The organism is Pseudomonas sp. V98_8, assembly GCF_029967975.1.
GTDB classification, from domain to species: Bacteria; Pseudomonadota; Gammaproteobacteria; order Pseudomonadales; family Pseudomonadaceae; genus Aquipseudomonas; species Aquipseudomonas umsongensis.
Genome location: NZ_JASCAE010000086.1, coordinates 116,638 through 131,826, shown reverse-complemented (window position 1 = coordinate 131,826; position 15,189 = coordinate 116,638). Strand labels below are relative to the sequence as shown.

The 15,189-nt window shown below is 61.2% G+C and carries 20 protein-coding genes; 15 read left to right on the top strand and 5 right to left on the bottom strand.

Annotated elements, in window-relative coordinates:
* Nucleotides 1–28: 28 nt before the first annotated feature.
* The 5 genes from QLG10_RS27630 to QLG10_RS27610 all read left to right on the top strand — a co-directional run bounded on the left by QLG10_RS27630 (nt 29) and on the right by QLG10_RS27610 (nt 3,928).
* Nucleotides 29–601 carry a YqgE/AlgH family protein gene (locus tag QLG10_RS27630; RefSeq protein WP_110750286.1) on the top strand — a complete coding sequence of 191 codons (573 nt, stop codon included), beginning with the start codon at nt 29–31 and terminating at the stop codon, nt 599–601.
* A complete protein-coding gene (gene ruvX / locus QLG10_RS27625; RefSeq protein WP_020797382.1) occupies nt 601–1,038 on the top strand; it encodes a Holliday junction resolvase RuvX in 438 nt (145 codons plus the stop codon). Before QLG10_RS27630 ends, ruvX begins: the two co-directional genes overlap by 1 nt.
* An 86-nt stretch (nt 1,039–1,124) precedes the next feature.
* A complete protein-coding gene (gene pyrR, locus QLG10_RS27620; protein ID WP_020797381.1) occupies nt 1,125–1,628 on the top strand; it encodes a bifunctional pyr operon transcriptional regulator/uracil phosphoribosyltransferase PyrR in 504 nt (167 codons plus the stop codon).
* Between the two features lie 27 nt (nt 1,629–1,655).
* Nucleotides 1,656–2,660, top strand: coding sequence for an aspartate carbamoyltransferase catalytic subunit (locus QLG10_RS27615; protein WP_020797380.1), 1,005 nt, complete (start codon nt 1,656–1,658; stop codon nt 2,658–2,660).
* Nucleotides 2,657–3,928: a dihydroorotase gene (locus QLG10_RS27610; protein ID WP_248678759.1), complete on the top strand. Its 1,272-nt coding sequence runs from the start codon at nt 2,657–2,659 to the stop codon at nt 3,926–3,928. Before QLG10_RS27615 ends, QLG10_RS27610 begins: the two co-directional genes overlap by 4 nt.
* Nucleotides 3,929–4,022: 94 nt before the next feature.
* Here QLG10_RS27610 and QLG10_RS27605 read toward each other — a convergent pair whose 3' ends face one another.
* Nucleotides 4,023–4,454 (bottom strand): TM2 domain-containing protein, encoded by a 432-nt coding sequence (locus QLG10_RS27605; RefSeq protein ID WP_042955345.1) that lies wholly within the window; start codon nt 4,452–4,454, stop codon nt 4,023–4,025.
* 249 nt (nt 4,455–4,703) lie between these two features.
* Between QLG10_RS27605 and QLG10_RS27600 the strand changes: the two genes are divergently transcribed.
* A complete protein-coding gene (locus QLG10_RS27600; protein ID WP_282488351.1) occupies nt 4,704–5,321 on the top strand; it encodes a C40 family peptidase in 618 nt (205 codons plus the stop codon).
* Nucleotides 5,322–5,426: 105 nt separating this feature from the next.
* Here the strand turns inward: QLG10_RS27600 and QLG10_RS27595 are convergent, their stop codons facing one another.
* Entirely contained in the window at nt 5,427–6,461 is a 1,035-nt protein-coding gene (locus QLG10_RS27595; RefSeq protein ID WP_188263439.1) for a type IV pilus twitching motility protein PilT, read from the bottom strand.
* A 56-nt stretch (nt 6,462–6,517) separates the two neighbouring features.
* On the opposite strand from QLG10_RS27595, the gene QLG10_RS27590 reads away from it, so the two are divergent.
* The 9 genes from QLG10_RS27590 (at nt 6,518) to QLG10_RS27550 (ending at nt 13,196) form a co-directional block, all read left to right on the top strand.
* The gene (locus QLG10_RS27590) at nt 6,518–7,204 is read left to right on the top strand and encodes a YggS family pyridoxal phosphate-dependent enzyme (protein ID WP_188263438.1); all 687 of its coding nucleotides are present in this window, start codon (nt 6,518–6,520) and stop codon (nt 7,202–7,204) included.
* A 21-nt stretch (nt 7,205–7,225) separates the two neighbouring features.
* Nucleotides 7,226–8,044 (top strand): pyrroline-5-carboxylate reductase, encoded by an 819-nt coding sequence (gene proC / locus QLG10_RS27585; protein WP_188263437.1) that lies wholly within the window; start codon nt 7,226–7,228, stop codon nt 8,042–8,044.
* 24 nt (nt 8,045–8,068) lie between these two features.
* On the top strand, nt 8,069–8,656 hold the full coding sequence (locus QLG10_RS27580) for a YggT family protein (RefSeq protein WP_110750274.1): 588 nt from the start codon (nt 8,069–8,071) through the stop codon (nt 8,654–8,656).
* A gap of 183 nt (nt 8,657–8,839) precedes the next feature.
* On the top strand, nt 8,840–9,979 hold the full coding sequence (locus QLG10_RS27575; protein ID WP_188263436.1) for a homoserine O-acetyltransferase: 1,140 nt from the start codon (nt 8,840–8,842) through the stop codon (nt 9,977–9,979).
* A 7-nt stretch (nt 9,980–9,986) separates the two neighbouring features.
* Nucleotides 9,987–10,607, top strand: coding sequence for a methionine biosynthesis protein MetW (gene metW / locus QLG10_RS27570; RefSeq protein ID WP_077046059.1), 621 nt, complete (start codon nt 9,987–9,989; stop codon nt 10,605–10,607).
* A 26-nt stretch (nt 10,608–10,633) separates the two neighbouring features.
* Nucleotides 10,634–11,068, top strand: coding sequence for a DUF4426 domain-containing protein (locus QLG10_RS27565; RefSeq protein WP_110750270.1), 435 nt, complete (start codon nt 10,634–10,636; stop codon nt 11,066–11,068).
* Nucleotides 11,065–11,661, top strand: coding sequence for an RdgB/HAM1 family non-canonical purine NTP pyrophosphatase (rdgB, locus tag QLG10_RS27560; protein ID WP_033043028.1), 597 nt, complete (start codon nt 11,065–11,067; stop codon nt 11,659–11,661). The genes QLG10_RS27565 and rdgB overlap by 4 nt, the downstream gene beginning before the upstream one ends.
* Nucleotides 11,658–12,863, top strand: coding sequence for a radical SAM family heme chaperone HemW (gene hemW / locus QLG10_RS27555; RefSeq protein WP_282488350.1), 1,206 nt, complete (start codon nt 11,658–11,660; stop codon nt 12,861–12,863). The genes rdgB and hemW overlap by 4 nt, the downstream gene beginning before the upstream one ends.
* A gap of 9 nt (nt 12,864–12,872) precedes the next feature.
* Nucleotides 12,873–13,196 carry a DUF3392 domain-containing protein gene (locus QLG10_RS27550; RefSeq protein WP_020797368.1) on the top strand — a complete coding sequence of 108 codons (324 nt, stop codon included), beginning with the start codon at nt 12,873–12,875 and terminating at the stop codon, nt 13,194–13,196.
* A gap of 134 nt (nt 13,197–13,330) precedes the next feature.
* Here QLG10_RS27550 and trmB read toward each other — a convergent pair whose 3' ends face one another.
* The 3 genes from trmB to thiS are packed head-to-tail and all read right to left on the bottom strand — an operon-like array spanning nt 13,331 to nt 15,121.
* Entirely contained in the window at nt 13,331–14,056 is a 726-nt protein-coding gene (trmB, locus tag QLG10_RS27545) for a tRNA (guanosine(46)-N7)-methyltransferase TrmB (RefSeq protein WP_282488349.1), read from the bottom strand.
* A 9-nt stretch (nt 14,057–14,065) separates the two neighbouring features.
* The gene (locus QLG10_RS27540) at nt 14,066–14,860 is read right to left on the bottom strand and encodes a thiazole synthase (RefSeq protein WP_020797366.1); all 795 of its coding nucleotides are present in this window, start codon (nt 14,858–14,860) and stop codon (nt 14,066–14,068) included.
* Between the two features lie 60 nt (nt 14,861–14,920).
* Nucleotides 14,921–15,121, bottom strand: a complete 201-nt coding sequence (thiS, locus tag QLG10_RS27535) for a sulfur carrier protein ThiS (protein WP_007953386.1) — start codon at nt 15,119–15,121, stop codon at nt 14,921–14,923.
* Between the last annotated feature and the right edge of the window lie 68 nt (nt 15,122–15,189).

Below are 15,189 nucleotides of genomic sequence, written 5' to 3'. Positions count from 1 at the left end.
TCGTCCCTCCAACGCCACACTAGCGTTCATGAAAAACGTCAGCCCCAGCTACCTCAAGCATCACTTCCTGATCGCCATGCCTCACATGGTCGACCCGAACTTTGCGCACACCTTGACCTACATCGTCGAGCACACGGCCAATGGTGCCATGGGGCTGGTGGTCAACCGTCCGCAGGACCTGAACCTGGCCGATATCCTCGAGCAATTGCGCCCGGACATCGAACCACCGGCACTTTGTCAGCACGTACCGATCTTCATCGGCGGGCCGGTGCAGACCGATCGTGGTTTTGTCCTGCACCCCAAGGGCCAGAGTTTTCAAGCGACCGTTGATCTGGAAGGCGAGCTGTCCCTGTCGACCTCCCAGGACGTGCTGTTCGCCATCGCCGATGGCGTCGGCCCGGCGAAAAGCGTTATCACGCTGGGTTATGCCGGATGGGAAGCCGGGCAACTGGAGGCCGAACTGGCCCAGAACGCCTGGCTGACCTGCCCGTACGATGCCGACATCCTGTTCAACACCAGCAGCGAGCTGCGCCTGGAAGCGGCAGCCAGGCAGCTGGGCGTCAATCTCAGCCTGCTCACCAGCCAGGCGGGGCACGCCTGATGGCCCTGCGGTTGATTCTGGGATTCGACTACGGCACCAAGCAGATCGGCGTTGCGGTTGGCCAGGTCATTACCGGCCAGGCCCGCGAGCTGTGCACCTTGAAGGCACAAAACGGTATTCCCGACTGGGATCAGGTAGAAGCGCTGATCAAGGAGTGGAAACCCGACGCCGTGGTGGTCGGCCTGCCGCTGAACATGGACGGCACACCCAGCGACATGTGCGCCCGCGCGGAAAAATTCGCCCGACGCCTCAACGGTCGCTTCAACCTGCCCTTCTATACCCACGATGAACGCCTGACCACCTTTGAAGCCAAGGGCGAACGCCTGGCCCGGGGCGGACAGAAAGGCAGCTACCGCGACAACCCGGTGGATGCCATCGCCGCCGCCCTGCTGCTGCAAGGCTGGCTCGACGAGAACAGCGCATTGTTCCAATCCTAATCCTGAAGAGCCGTCACCCGTCTCTTTTAGCTACAACCCGAGCCACCTCCCGCAACGATCCGGCTCGGGCCCAAGAAGGAGCAACCATGAGCCTGCCCAATCCCGCCGAACTGATCAGCCAGATGGCGACTGATCTCAAGGCACACCTGGAACACCGTGGCATCAGCGAACCGCGCTACATCGGCATTCGTACCGGTGGCGTGTGGGTTGCCCAGGCCCTGCTCAAGGAGCTGGGCAGCGCCGAACCGCTTGGCACACTCGACGTGTCCTTCTACCGCGACGACTTCAGCCAGAACGGCCTGCACCCGCAAGTGCGGCCGTCGGCCCTGCCGTTCGAGATCGAAGGCCAGCACCTGGTGCTGATCGACGACGTATTGATGAGCGGGCGGACCATCCGCGCCGCCCTGAACGAACTCTTCGACTATGGTCGCCCGGCCAGCGTGACGCTGGTATGCCTGCTGGACCTGGATGCCGGGGAACTGCCGATCCGCCCCAACGTACTGGGCGCGACCCTGTCCCTGGCAGCCCACGAGCGGGTGAAACTGTCGGGGCCGGAACTCAAGCTCGAACTGCAAGACCTCGCCCTTTAATTCGCCCTATTGAGAGTCCCCCTCGCGATGACGCCTCTAGATACCAAGCGCCCGCTGCAGCTCAATGATCAGGGCCAGCTGCGCCACTTCCTCTCGCTCGACGGTTTGCGCCGCGAGCTGCTGACGGAAATCCTCGACACCGCCGACTCGTTCCTAGAAGTTGGCGCACGGGCAGTGAAGAAAGTCCCGTTGCTGCGCGGCAAGACCGTGTGCAACGTATTCTTCGAAAACTCCACCCGCACCCGCACCACCTTCGAACTGGCGGCCCAACGGCTGTCGGCGGACGTGATCACCCTGAACGTGTCGACATCATCGGCAAGCAAGGGCGAAACCCTGCTCGACACGCTGCGCAACCTGGAGGCCATGGCCGCCGACATGTTCGTCGTGCGCCACGGTGATTCCGGCGCTGCACACTTCATCGCCGAACATGTTTGCCCACAGGTGGCGATCATCAACGGTGGCGACGGCCGTCACGCTCACCCGACCCAAGGCATGCTCGACATGCTCACCATCCGCCGGCACAAGGGCGGCTTCGAAAACCTTTCAGTGGCCATCGTCGGCGACATCCTGCACTCGCGGGTTGCACGCTCGAACATGCTGGCCCTGAAAACCCTGGGTTGCCCGGACATCCGCGTGATCGCGCCGAAGACCCTGCTGCCGATCGGCATCGAGCAATACGGCGTGAAGGTCTACACCGACATGACCGAAGGCCTCAAAGACGTCGACGTGGTGATCATGCTGCGCCTGCAGCGTGAGCGCATGACCGGCGGCCTGCTGCCGAGCGAGGGCGAGTTCTACCGCCTGTTCGGCCTGACCACCGCGCGCCTGGCTGGCGCCAAACCCGATGCCATCGTCATGCACCCGGGGCCGATCAACCGTGGGGTGGAAATCGAATCGGCGGTAGCCGACGGTCCACACTCGGTGATCCTCAACCAAGTGACCTACGGCATCGCGATTCGCATGGCCGTTCTGTCCATGGCCATGAGCGGTCAGACTGCGCAACGCCAATTCGAGCAGGAGAACGTTCAGTGAAGCTCAGCATTCTCGGGGCCCGCGTCATCGATCCGGCCAGTGGCCTGGATCAAGTCACCGATATCCACATTGAAGCCTGCAAGATCGTCGCCATTGGCGCCGCCCCAGCCGGTTTTGTCGCTGTCGACACCCTCGATGCCAAAGGCCTGGTGGCCGCCCCTGGCCTCGTCGACCTCAATGTCGCCCTGCGTGAACCGGGCTACAGCCGCAAAGGTTCGATTACCAGCGAAACCCGCGCCGCCGCTGCCGGTGGCGTGACCAGCCTGTGCTGCCCGCCAAAGACCAAACCAGTGCTGGACACCTCGGCAGTGGCCGAGCTGATCCTCGACCGCGCCCGCGAAGCCGGTAACGCTAAAGTGTTCCCGATCGGCGCACTGAGCAAAGGCCTGGACGGCGAACAGCTTGCAGAGCTGGTTGCCTTGCGCGATGCCGGCTGCGTGGCCTTCGGCAACGGCTTGGAGAGCTTTCGCAACACCCGCACCCTGTGCCGGGCGCTGGATTACGCAGCCACCTTCGACCTCACGGTGATCTTCAACTCCCAGGACCACGACCTGGCGGAAGGCGGCCTGGCCCATGAAGGACCGACCGCGAGCTTCCTCGGCCTGCCGGGCATTCCGGAAACCGCTGAAACCGTGGCCCTGGCCAGGGACTTGCTGCTGGTCGAACAGACGGGCGTGCGTGCGCACTTCAGCCAGCTGACCAGCGCACGTGGTGTAGCGCTGATCGCCCAGGCCCAGCAACGCGGCCTGAAGGTCACGGCGGATGTCGCCCTGTACCAGCTGATACTGACCGACGAAGCGCTGATCGATTTCAGCAGCCTCTATCACGTGCAGCCGCCGCTGCGCACCCGCGCCGACCGTGAGGGTTTGCGCGCAGCCGTGAAGTCTGGCGTGGTCTCGGCCATTTCCAGCCATCACCAGCCCCACGAACGGGACGCCAAACTGGCGCCGTTCGGGGCCACCGAGCCAGGCATCAGCAGCGTCGAACTGCTGCTGCCGCTGGCGATGACACTGGTGGAAGACGGCTTGCTCGACCTGCCAACGCTGCTGGCGCGACTCAGTGCCGGCCCTGCGCAGGCCTTGCGCCTGCCAGCGGGCAAGCTGGCGGTGGGCGGCGCAGCGGATATCGTGCTATTCGACCCTGCAGCCTCGACCGTGGCCGGGGAAACCTGGTTGTCCAAAGGCGAGAACTGCCCGTTCCTGGGTCATAGCCTGCCGGGCGTGGTGCGCTATACCCTGGTGGACGGACGGATCAGCCACCAGGCTTAAAACCGCGCCGCCTGCATTCGCGAGCAAGCCCGCTCCCACATTGGATCTGTGTCGTTCACAAGTCCCCTGTGGGAGCGGGCTTGCTCGCGAAGACTTACTGGAAGGCGCCTCTGTTCTGCGCGTTGCGAATGGACACCTGGTCATTCAGCGTCCAGAAGTCATACAGCACCCCCAGAAAGAACAACCCACCCGTCACCAGGTACAGCAACCCGCTGATCCACTTCCCCTGATACATCCGGTGCACGCCGAACACCCCAAGAAACGTCAGCAGAATCCACGCCACGTTGTATTCAATCGGTCCAGCGGTAAATCGCAGGTCTGCTTCACGGTCCATGGCCGGAATCAGGAACAGGTCGATCAACCAGCCAATCCCCAGCAAACCGAAGGTGAAGAACCAGATCGTCCCGGTCACCGGCTTGCCGTAATAAAAGCGATGGGCACCGGTAAATCCAAAAATCCACAGCAGGTAACCAATCACTTTGCTGTGCGTGTCCTGATGCGGGACGGGGGGTTGATAGGTGTTCATGGAGGACCTCGATTCACGCGATAGATAAATATTCTTTAAATCTTTGTGACTTTTTTACGAGCAGCCGACGTATGGCAAATGCTACCGTCACTCTCGCCAAACCCTTATAGCACCTGACTTCTGTCGGACAATCGCGTCAATTTACCGCTTATTTGGTTCCGTTAGACCCCGATGGAATCGACCAACGGCCTCAGAATGCCAAAAAAAGCTGTTATAAAGTTGCGCGCTAACACATACGAGCCCTGCCTAATGCGTCCACTTTTCAAGACATGGCTAACCATTTGCCTATTATTGCCACTGGCCGCCCACGCCACCAATCGTGAGCAACGTCTTCCGAACGTTAATGGTTACACCCCAAAATCCCATGCGGCTGCTCCTTCGAGCAAAAGCAGGAAATCGGTAAAGCTGGCTCCACAGCTGGCCAGCAAGAGCAGCCTGGTGCCGCCAATGGCGACCCGGGAAAGCAGCAACGTGCTGAGCCGCGCCGTTAACGTCCTGGGTACACCGTACCGTTGGGGCGGCAGCAGCCCGAGCAAAGGCTTCGACTGCAGCGGCCTGGTGAAATACGCGTTCAACGACGCCACGTTTGACCTGCCACGCACCTCCAATGCCATGGCCAGCGGCCACGGCGAGAAAGTCGATCGCAACGACTTGAAGCCCGGCGACCTGATTTTCTTCAACATCAAGAGTCGTCGAGTCAATCACGTTGCCATCTATTTGGGCAACGACCGCTTCATCCACGCGCCACGCCGTGGCAAGTCGGTGAGCATCGACACCCTGAAGAAACCGTACTGGGAAAAACACTACGTCGTGGCCAAGCGGGTTCTGCCGAAAGACCAGAAAGCGTTGCAGGTTGTTCAGCGCTAACCTGAAGCAAGATCAAAAGATCGCAGCCTGCGGCAGCTCCTACACAGGGACTCGCGTTTCCCTGTAGGAGCTGCCGCAGGCTGCGATCTTTTGCTTTAAACGCCATCAGAAATTATCTGGCGACCGCGCCTTCTCCCGCGCCTGCTCGCGACTGACCAAGCCCTTGGTCACCAGGTCCCTCAGGCCCATATCCAGCGTCTGCATCCCCAGCGACCCGCCCGCCTGAATCGACGAATACATCTGTGCCACCTTGTCTTCACGGATCAGGTTACGGATTGCCGATGTCCCGAGCATGATCTCGTGGGCTGCGACCCGCCCTCCCCCGATCTTCTTGACCAGGGTCTGGGACACCACCGCCAGCAATGACTCGGAAAGCATCGAACGCACCATCGACTTCTCGTCCCCGGGGAATACGTCGATGATCCGGTCAATGGTTTTCGCCGCCGAGGTCGTGTGCAGCGTGCCGAACACCAAATGGCCAGTCTCGGCAGCGGTCAATGCCAAGCGGATGGTTTCCAGGTCACGCATTTCCCCCACCAGGATCACGTCCGGGTCTTCGCGCAGGGCCGAACGCAAGGCGGTGGCGAAACTGCGGGTATCACGATGAACTTCACGCTGATTGATCAGGCATTTGCGCGATTCGTGAACGAACTCGATAGGGTCTTCGATAGTGAGGATGTGGTGATGGCGGTGGCTGTTCAGGTAATCGATCATCGCTGCCAGGGTGGTGGACTTGCCGGACCCCGTCGGGCCTGTCACCAGGACCAGGCCACGTGGCGCATCGGTCATCTTGCGGAACACCTCGCCCATGCCCAGCTCTTCCATGCTCTGGACCCTGGACGGGATCGTGCGGAAAACCGCTCCAGCGCCTCGACTCTGATTGAAGGCATTGACCCGGAATCGCGCGACGCCGGGCACCTCAAAGGAAAAGTCGGTTTCCAGGTGCTTTTCAAAGGCCACCCGCTGGTTGTCGTTCATGATGTCGTAGATCAGCGCCTGCACCTCCTTGTGCTCCAAGGCCGGCAAGTTGATGCGCCGCACATCGCCATCGACACGGATCATCGGCGGCAGGCCTGCCGACAAATGCAGGTCGGATGCGCCTTGTTTGGCGCTGAACGCCAGCAACTCAGTGATATCCATAGCACCCCTCAATTCCAGTAGAATGCCGCCAACCTCAGACCGCTGGCGCCTCTTGAATGTCCACGATAGCAGACAACATTGAACGGGTTGGTTCACGTATTCGTGCCGCCGCCCTCGCCGCCCACCGCGATGAAAACAGCGTCCAGTTGCTGGCCGTCAGCAAGACCAAACCCGCCCAGGCGCTGCGTGAAGCCTATGCCGCGGGCCTGCGCGATTTTGGCGAGAACTACCTGCAGGAGGCATTGAGCAAGCAGGCGGAATTGACCGACCTGCCCTTGATCTGGCACTTCATCGGCCCCATTCAATCGAACAAGACTCGCGCAATCGCCGAGCACTTCGCCTGGGTGCATTCCGTGGATCGCCTGAAAATCGCGCAACGCCTGTCCGAACAACGCCCTGCCGATCTGCCGCCCTTGAACATCTGCATCCAGGTCAACGTCAGCGGTGAAGCCAGCAAGTCCGGCTGCACACCGCAGGACCTGCCGGCCCTGGCCAATGCGATCAGCGCCTTGCCGCGCCTGAAGTTGCGCGGGCTGATGGCAATTCCCGAGCCGACCGAAGACCGTGCCGCCCAGGATGCCGCCTTTGCTGCCGTACAAAGCCTGCAGGCCAGCCTGAACTTGCCCCTCGACACACTTTCCATGGGGATGAGCCACGACCTTGAGTCAGCGATCGCCCAGGGTGCCACTTGGGTCCGTGTCGGTACGGCCCTGTTTGGCGCCAGAGATTACGGTCAACCTTGACCCCCTTTATAAGGACCTGACATGAGCAAGACACGTATTGCCTTTATCGGTGCCGGCAACATGGCCGCCAGCCTGATCGGCGGCCTGCGGGCCAAAGGCCTGGAAGCGGCGCAGATCCGCGCCAGCGATCCGGGAGAAGAAACCCGTGCCCGCGTGAGCGCCGAACTCGGCATCGAAGTATTCGCCGACAATGCCCAGGCCATCGAGGGCGCCGATGTGGTCGTGCTGGCGGTCAAGCCCCAGGCGATGAAGGCTGTCTGTGAAGCCCTTCGCCCAAGCCTGAAACCCGGGCAACTGGTGGTATCGATTGCCGCCGGCATTACCTGCGCCAGCATGAACAACTGGCTCGGCGCCCAGCCAATCGTGCGCTGCATGCCCAACACGCCGGCACTGCTGCGTCAGGGCGTGAGCGGCCTGTTCGCCACCGATCAGGTAACCGCCGAACAGCGCCAGCAAGCTCAAGAGCTGCTATCGGCGGTTGGTGTTGCCCTGTGGCTGGACGAGGAACAACAGCTGGATGCGGTCACCGCCGTTTCCGGCTCGGGCCCTGCGTACTTTTTCCTGCTGATCGAAGCCATGACCGCCGCCGGCGTGAAGCTCGGCCTGCCGGCAGACATCGCCGCGCAACTGACCTTGCAAACCGCCTTGGGCGCCGCCCACATGGCGGTGTCCAGCGACGTCGACGCCGCCGAGCTGCGTCGCCGCGTCACTTCGCCTGCCGGCACGACCGAAGCCGCGATCAAATCGTTCCAGGCCAATGGCTTCGAAGCACTGGTCGAAAAAGCCCTGGGCGCCGCTGCGCATCGTTCGGCCGAGATGGCTGAGCAACTCGGTCGCTAATCAGCACTTAATAAGGAATCAACAATGCTCGGACTCAATGACGCTGCCATTTTTGTGATCCAGACCTTGGGCAGCCTGTATCTTTTGATCGTGTTGCTGCGTTTCATCCTGCAATTGGTGCGGGCGAACTTCTACAACCCGCTCTGCCAATTCGCCGTCAAGGCCACGCAACCGCTGCTAAAGCCGCTGCGCCGGGTTATCCCGAGCATGTTCGGGCTGGACATGTCCTCTCTGGTGCTGGCCCTGGTCGTGCAAATGGCGCTGTTCGCGGTCATCCTGCTGCTCAGTGGTTACTCGGTCGATGTACTGTTCCTGGCCCCCTGGGCGCTGATCGGCATCTTCGCGCTGTTTTTGAAGATCCTGTTCTGGGCAATGATCATCAGCGTGATTCTGTCCTGGGTCGCTCCGGGTAGCCACAATCCAGGCGCAGAACTGGTCCAGCAGATCACTGAACCGGTGCTCGCGCCGTTCCGCCGGATCATTCCGAACCTGGGCGGCCTCGACATCTCGCCGATCTTCGCCTTCATCGCACTGCAGTTGCTGCAGAGCTGGCTGATTCCGCGCCTGGCTTACTACGCGCTGATGCCAAAAGAACTGTTTGGCCTGATCTGAGACCGCGTTATCGTTCTTCGCGAGCAAGCCCGCTCCCACAGGAGGTTGCATTCCCATGTGGGAGCGGGCTTGCTCGCGAATGGCGCACCTCGGTCTAGCTGGATGAAATCAGGCCCGGCCTTTGCTTGCCGCTAACCCCAGCGGTCTTTAGACTTACGCCTCATTTCAACGAGAGCAGGGTCGATGCCAGCTGCCTTTCCCCCCGATTCTGTTGGTCTGGTGACGCCGCAAGTGGCGCACTTCAGCGAACCCCTGGCGTTGGCCTGCGGCCGTTCGCTTGCGGCCTATGACCTGGTTTACGAGACCTACGGCACCCTGAACGCCACGGCGAGCAACGCCGTGCTGATCTGCCACGCCTTGTCCGGCCACCACCATGCTGCCGGCTATCACAGCCCCGACGACCGTAAACCCGGTTGGTGGGACAGCTGCATCGGCCCCGGCAAGCCCATCGACACCAACAAGTTCTTCGTGGTCAGCCTGAACAACCTTGGCGGTTGCAATGGCTCCACCGGCCCGAGCAGCATCAACCCGGAGACCGGCAAGCCGTTCGGTGCCGATTTCCCGGTGCTGACCGTGGAAGACTGGGTGCACAGCCAGGCACGCCTGGCCGATCGCCTCGGCATCGCCCAGTTTGCGGCCGTGATCGGCGGCAGCCTAGGCGGCATGCAGGCGATGCAGTGGAGCATCACTTACCCCGACCGTATCCGCCATTGCGTGGCCATCGCCTCGGCACCCAAGCTGTCGGCACAGAACATCGCCTTCAACGAAGTGGCGCGCCAGGCGATCCTCACCGACCCCGAATTCCACGGCGGTTCGTTCCAGGAACACAACGTGATCCCCAAGCGCGGGCTGATGCTGGCGCGCATGGTTGGGCACATCACCTACCTGTCCGACGACTCCATGGGCGAGAAATTCGGGCGCGGCCTGAAAAGCGAGAAGCTCAACTACGACTTCCACAGCGTCGAGTTCCAGGTCGAAAGCTACCTGCGTTATCAGGGTGAGGAGTTTTCCGGGCGCTTTGACGCCAACACTTACCTGTTGATGACCAAGGCCCTGGACTACTTCGATCCGGCGGCCAACTTCGACGATGACCTGGCGAAAACCTTCGCCAACGCCACCGCCAAGTTCTGCGTGATGTCGTTCACCACCGACTGGCGTTTCTCCCCTGCCCGCTCGCGGGAGCTGGTGGACGCACTGATGGCCGCGCGCAAGGACGTCTGCTACCTGGAAATCGACGCACCGCAAGGCCACGACGCCTTCCTGATTCCGATTCCGCGCTACTTGCAGGCGTTCGGCAATTACATGAACCGCATTACGTTGTGAGATAGCCATGAGAGCTGATCTGGAAATCATCCAGGAATGGATCCCCGCCGGTAGCCGCGTGCTCGACCTCGGTTGCGGCAACGGCGAACTGCTGACCTGGCTGCGCGACAACAAGCAGGTCACCGGCTATGGCCTGGAAAACGACGCGGATAACATTGCCGAGTGCGTGGCCAAGGGCATCAACGTCATCGAGCAGGACCTGGACAAGGGCCTGGGCAACTTCGCCAGCAACAGCTTCGACATCGTGGTCATGACCCAGGCGCTGCAAGCGGTGCACTACCCGGACAAGATCCTCGACGAAATGCTGCGCGTCGGTCGCCAGTGCATCATCACCTTCCCGAATTTCGGTCACTGGCGCTGCCGCTGGTACCTGGCGAGCAAGGGCCGGATGCCGGTTTCCGAGTTCCTGCCCTACACCTGGTACAACACGCCGAACATCCACTTCTGCACCTTCGCGGACTTTGAAGCCTTATGTCGCGAACGTGAAGCCAAGGTCATTGATCGGCTGGCCGTGGATCAACAGCATCGGCACGGGTGGGCCAGTAAGCTATGGCCTAATCTGTTAGGTGAGATCGGTATTTACCGCGTCAGCAGCCCGGGACTTGCAGACCACAAGGTCGCGGTCTGAATCACCACATTTCGAGGAGAACGATCATGGGTCGTCTAGCGCTGCTTCTACTTACTGCCTGCCTCAGCGTCACGGCCATGGCTGCCGACGCGATCAAAGGTGAACGCCAGGAAAAATTCGGCGACGTGACGGTGCACTACAACACCTTCAACTCAACGTTCCTGACGCCGGACATCGCCAAGGCTGCGCAGCTCACCCGCAGCAAGAACCAGGGCGTGATCAACATTTCCGTACTCAAGGACGGCAAGCCGCAGATGGCCCAGGTCAGCGGTACGGTCAAGGACCTGACCAGCCAAAGTGTGCCACTGGATTTCAGGCAGATTACCGAACAAGGCGCGATCTACTACATCGCCCAATACCCGGTCCCGCAGCAGGAAACCCGCACCTTCGAGATCAAGGTGCAGACCGGTGACAAAATCAACACCATCAATTTCAACCAAGAGCTCTTCCCCGGCGAATGATCAACTTCACGCAACTCGTATTGGCCAGCCATAACGCCGGCAAACTCAAGGAACTCCAGGCCATGCTCGGCGAATCGGTGCAACTGCGCTCGATCGGCGAGTTCAGCAGCGTGGAGCCTGAAGAAACCGGTCTGTCGTTCGTCGAGAACGCCATCCTCAAGGCCCGCAATGCCGCGCGCATTTCCGGCCTGCCGGCCCTGGCGGACGATTCCGGCCTGGCGGTGGATTTTCTTGGCGGTGCGCCGGGCATCTACTCGGCGCGTTATGCCGATGGCAAGGGCGATGCAGCGAACAACGCCAAGCTGCTCGATGTGTTGAAAGACGTACCCGAAGCCGAACGTGGCGCCCAGTTCGTCTGCGTGCTGGCGCTGGTGCGGCATGCCGACGATCCGCTGCCGATTCTCTGCGAAGGCCTGTGGCACGGGCGCATCCTGACCCAGGCCAGCGGCGAACACGGTTTTGGCTACGACCCGCTGTTCTGGGTGCCGGAACGTGATTGCTCCAGCGCCGAACTCAGTCCGGGCGACAAGAACCAGATCAGTCACCGCGCCCGTGCAATGGATCTGCTGCGCCAGCGACTGGGCTTGAAATGACCCGCGAATCCTCCGCGTCGTCGCTGATCTTCGGCGGCGCCGCGCAATCGCCTCGGGCCGCCCTGCCTGTGCTGCCGCCCCTGGCGCTGTACATCCACATCCCGTGGTGCGTACGTAAATGCCCTTATTGCGACTTCAACTCCCACACCGCCAGCCCCGTGCTCCCGGAAGAAGAGTATGTCGACGCATTACTGGCTGACCTCGATCAGGACCTGCACGCTGTCTACGGCCGCGAGCTGAGCTCGATCTTTTTCGGTGGCGGCACGCCCAGCCTGTTCAGTGCCCAGGCCTTAGGTCGCCTGCTCAAAGGCGTGGAGCAACGCATTGCCTTTGCCAGCGACATCGAGATCACGCTGGAAGCCAATCCGGGGACCTTCGAACAAGAGAAGTTCATCGCCTACCGAGCGCTGGGCATCAATCGGCTGTCGATTGGCATCCAGAGTTTCCAGCAAGAAAAACTCAATGCCTTGGGTCGCATCCACAACGGTGATGAGGCCGTACGCGCCGCCGGCATGGCTCGTCAAGCGGGGTTCGATAACTTCAACCTGGACTTGATGCATGGCTTGCCCGATCAATCACTGGAAGACGCCCTGAGCGACTTGCGCCAAGCCATCGCCCTGAAGCCGACCCACCTCTCCTGGTATCAGCTGACGCTGGAGCCGAACACCGTATTCTGGAACCAGCCCCCGACGCTGCCGGAAGACGACACCCTATGGGATATCCAGGAAGCCGGGCAGGCGCTGTTGGCTGAACACGGTTACGCGCAGTATGAAGTCTCGGCTTATGCCCAGCCGGGTCGCCCGGCTCGGCATAACCTCAATTACTGGAGCTTTGGCGACTTCATCGGCATCGGTGCCGGTGCCCACGGCAAGCTCAGCCATCCGGACGGACGCATTATCCGCACCTGGAAGACCCGCCTGCCGAAGGACTACCTGAACCCGAAAAAGCGCTTCCAGGCTGGCGAAAAAGCGTTGAGCAATGAAGAAATGCCGTTCGAGTTCCTGATGAACGCCCTGCGCCTGACCGCAGGTGTCGAGGCGCGGCTTTATCCGGAACGCACTGGAATGACCCTGGAAAGCCTCGCCGAAAGCCGTCGCGAAGCCGAACAAAGCGGGCTTTTACAGGTCGAACCGTCACGTCTGGCGGCTACCGAACGCGGACAACTCTTCCTCAACGACTTGCTGCAGAAATTTCTGACATAAGGAAATCGAATGGATTTGGTACTCGACCTGCTCGCCACCGCGTCTCGCTGGAGCCGCAGCAACCTCTCGGAAATCGCTCTCGCCCTGGTCGGTTGCCTGCTGGTGCTGTTCGGTGCGGATTTCAAAGGCTGGGTCGAGCAACGCCTGGGCAGCATCGCCGGCGCCTTGCGCGTACCGCTGATGTCGCTGCTGTGCATGGTGGGTAGCGGTGCGGCGCTGATCTACGCCACGCCGTGGATCGTCAAGGGCTTGAGCCAGTTCAACAACTACAGCCTGGCGCCGGTGTTGTTGGTGGTGCTGGTGCTTATCGGCGTAGTCGCCGACCGCCGCTGACCCCCCCTGAGCACACCCAAGACAACTGTGGGAGCGGGCTTGCTCGCGAAAGCGGTCTGACAGTCAACGATGATGTTGAATGTTATGTCGCCTTCGCGAGCAAGCCCGCTCCCACAGTTGGTATTGCGTAGGGGTTAAGACTGCTTTTCGAACTTCAGATCCCACACGCCATGCCCAAGACGTTCGCCACGGCGTTCGAACTTGGTGATCGGGCGCTCGGCCGGGCGTGGCACGCACTTGCCGTCTTCGGCGAGGTTGCGGTAACCCGGTGCGACGTTCATCACTTCCAGCATGTATTCGGCATAGGGCTCCCAGTCGGTGGCCATGTGCAGGATACCGCCGACCTTCAACTTGCTATGCACCAGCTCCGCGAAGGACGCCTGAACGATACGACGCTTGTGGTGACGGCTCTTGTGCCATGGGTCCGGGAAAAACAGCATCAGGCGATCAAGGCTGTTATCGGCCACGCAGCGGTTGAGCACTTCGATGGCATCGCAATCGTAGACCCGCAGGTTGGTCAAACCCTGGGTCAACACGCCATTGAGCAGCGCGCCAACACCTGGACGGTGAACCTCGACGCCGATGAAATCCTGCTCCGGCGAAGCCGCGGCCATTTCCAGCAGCGAATGCCCCATGCCGAAGCCGATCTCCAGCGAGCGCGGTGCCGAGCGACCGAACACCTGGTCGAAGTCCACCGGCGCGTCGGCCAGGGGCAGTACGAACAGCGGCGCGCCCTGCTCCAGGCCACGTTGCTGGCCTTCGGTCATGCGCCCGGCGCGCATCACGAAACTCTTGATGCGGCGGTGTTGGCGCTCGTCGCCTTCTTCCGTCTGGATTGGCGTGTCGTTCGATTCAGTCATCAAAGGCTCTTACTTGATCAGACCATCCAGCGGCGAAGAGGCGCTGGCATAGAGTTTTTTCGGCATGCGGCCGGCGAGGTAGGCCAGGCGGCCTGCGACGATCGCGTGTTTCATGGCTTCGGCCATCATGATCGGCTGCTGGGCGTGAGCGATGGCCGAGTTCATCAGCACCGCATCGCAGCCCAGCTCCATGGCGATAGTGGCGTCGGAAGCGGTACCAACACCGGCATCCACCAGCACTGGAATTTTTGCTTCTTCAAGGATGATCTGCAGGTTGTACGGGTTGCAGATCCCCAGGCCCGAACCGATCAGGCCGGCCAGCGGCATCACCGCGATGCAGCCGATTTCCGCCAGTTGACGGGCGATGATCGGGTCGTCGCTGGTGTAGACCATCACGTCGAAGCCTTCCTTGACCAGCGTTTCGGCGGCCTTGAGGGTTTCGATCACGTTGGGGAACAGGGTTTTCTGGTCGGCCAGCACTTCCAGCTTGACCAGATTGTGGCCGTCGAGCAGCTCACGGGCCAGACGGCAGGTGCGCACGGCTTCGATGGCGTCGTAGCAACCGGCGGTGTTTGGCAGGAAGGTGTAGCGATCCGGCGACAGCACTTCGAGCAGGTTCGGCTCGCCTTCAATCTGGCCCAGGTTGGTGCGGCGCACGGCGAAGGTGACGATCTCGGCACCCGAGGCCTCGATGGCCTGACGGGTTTCTTCCATGTCACGGTACTTGCCGGTACCCACCAGCAAACGCGACTGGTAAGTACGACCGGCCAGAACAAAAGGCTTGTCGCTGCGAACGATGCTCATGGGGAATCCTCTTTAAGGGTGAGGGTCTTGCAGAATTCTGTGCCCTTGCAGGCCGGGCGGCTAGCCGCCGCCGATGGCGTGCACGACTTCGACATTGTCACCGTCGTTGAGCGTGGTATCGGCATGCTGGCTGCGCGGGACGATATCCAGATTGAGTTCGACCGCCACCCGGCGTCCGGTCAGGTCCAGACGGGTCAGCAGGGCCGCAACGGTTTCACCGTCGGGCAGTTCAAAGGATTCACCGTTCAACTGAATGCGCATGTCGAATGCCGCCATCATTTTTTGGGGCTGGCATTCTAGCCCGATCATGACCTAAAGGTCAGCAACAA

Coding starts and splice junctions, on each gene's coding strand:
- QLG10_RS27630 (WP_110750286.1), top strand. CDS start 29: ATGAAAAACGTCAGCCCCAGCTACCTCAAGCATCACTTCCTGATCGCC.
- ruvX (WP_020797382.1), top strand. CDS start 601: ATGGCCCTGCGGTTGATTCTGGGATTCGACTACGGCACCAAGCAGATC.
- pyrR (WP_020797381.1), top strand. CDS start 1,125: ATGAGCCTGCCCAATCCCGCCGAACTGATCAGCCAGATGGCGACTGAT.
- QLG10_RS27615 (WP_020797380.1), top strand. CDS start 1,656: ATGACGCCTCTAGATACCAAGCGCCCGCTGCAGCTCAATGATCAGGGC.
- QLG10_RS27605 (WP_042955345.1), bottom strand. CDS start 4,454: ATGAACACCTATCAACCCCCCGTCCCGCATCAGGACACGCACAGCAAA.
- QLG10_RS27600 (WP_282488351.1), top strand. CDS start 4,704: ATGCGTCCACTTTTCAAGACATGGCTAACCATTTGCCTATTATTGCCA.
- QLG10_RS27595 (WP_188263439.1), bottom strand. CDS start 6,461: ATGGATATCACTGAGTTGCTGGCGTTCAGCGCCAAACAAGGCGCATCC.
- QLG10_RS27590 (WP_188263438.1), top strand. CDS start 6,518: ATGTCCACGATAGCAGACAACATTGAACGGGTTGGTTCACGTATTCGT.
- proC (WP_188263437.1), top strand. CDS start 7,226: ATGAGCAAGACACGTATTGCCTTTATCGGTGCCGGCAACATGGCCGCC.
- QLG10_RS27580 (WP_110750274.1), top strand. CDS start 8,069: ATGCTCGGACTCAATGACGCTGCCATTTTTGTGATCCAGACCTTGGGC.
- QLG10_RS27575 (WP_188263436.1), top strand. CDS start 8,840: ATGCCAGCTGCCTTTCCCCCCGATTCTGTTGGTCTGGTGACGCCGCAA.
- metW (WP_077046059.1), top strand. CDS start 9,987: ATGAGAGCTGATCTGGAAATCATCCAGGAATGGATCCCCGCCGGTAGC.
- QLG10_RS27565 (WP_110750270.1), top strand. CDS start 10,634: ATGGGTCGTCTAGCGCTGCTTCTACTTACTGCCTGCCTCAGCGTCACG.
- rdgB (WP_033043028.1), top strand. CDS start 11,065: ATGATCAACTTCACGCAACTCGTATTGGCCAGCCATAACGCCGGCAAA.
- hemW (WP_282488350.1), top strand. CDS start 11,658: ATGACCCGCGAATCCTCCGCGTCGTCGCTGATCTTCGGCGGCGCCGCG.
- QLG10_RS27550 (WP_020797368.1), top strand. CDS start 12,873: ATGGATTTGGTACTCGACCTGCTCGCCACCGCGTCTCGCTGGAGCCGC.
- trmB (WP_282488349.1), bottom strand. CDS start 14,056: ATGACTGAATCGAACGACACGCCAATCCAGACGGAAGAAGGCGACGAG.
- QLG10_RS27540 (WP_020797366.1), bottom strand. CDS start 14,860: ATGAGCATCGTTCGCAGCGACAAGCCTTTTGTTCTGGCCGGTCGTACT.
- thiS (WP_007953386.1), bottom strand. CDS start 15,121: ATGCGCATTCAGTTGAACGGTGAATCCTTTGAACTGCCCGACGGTGAA.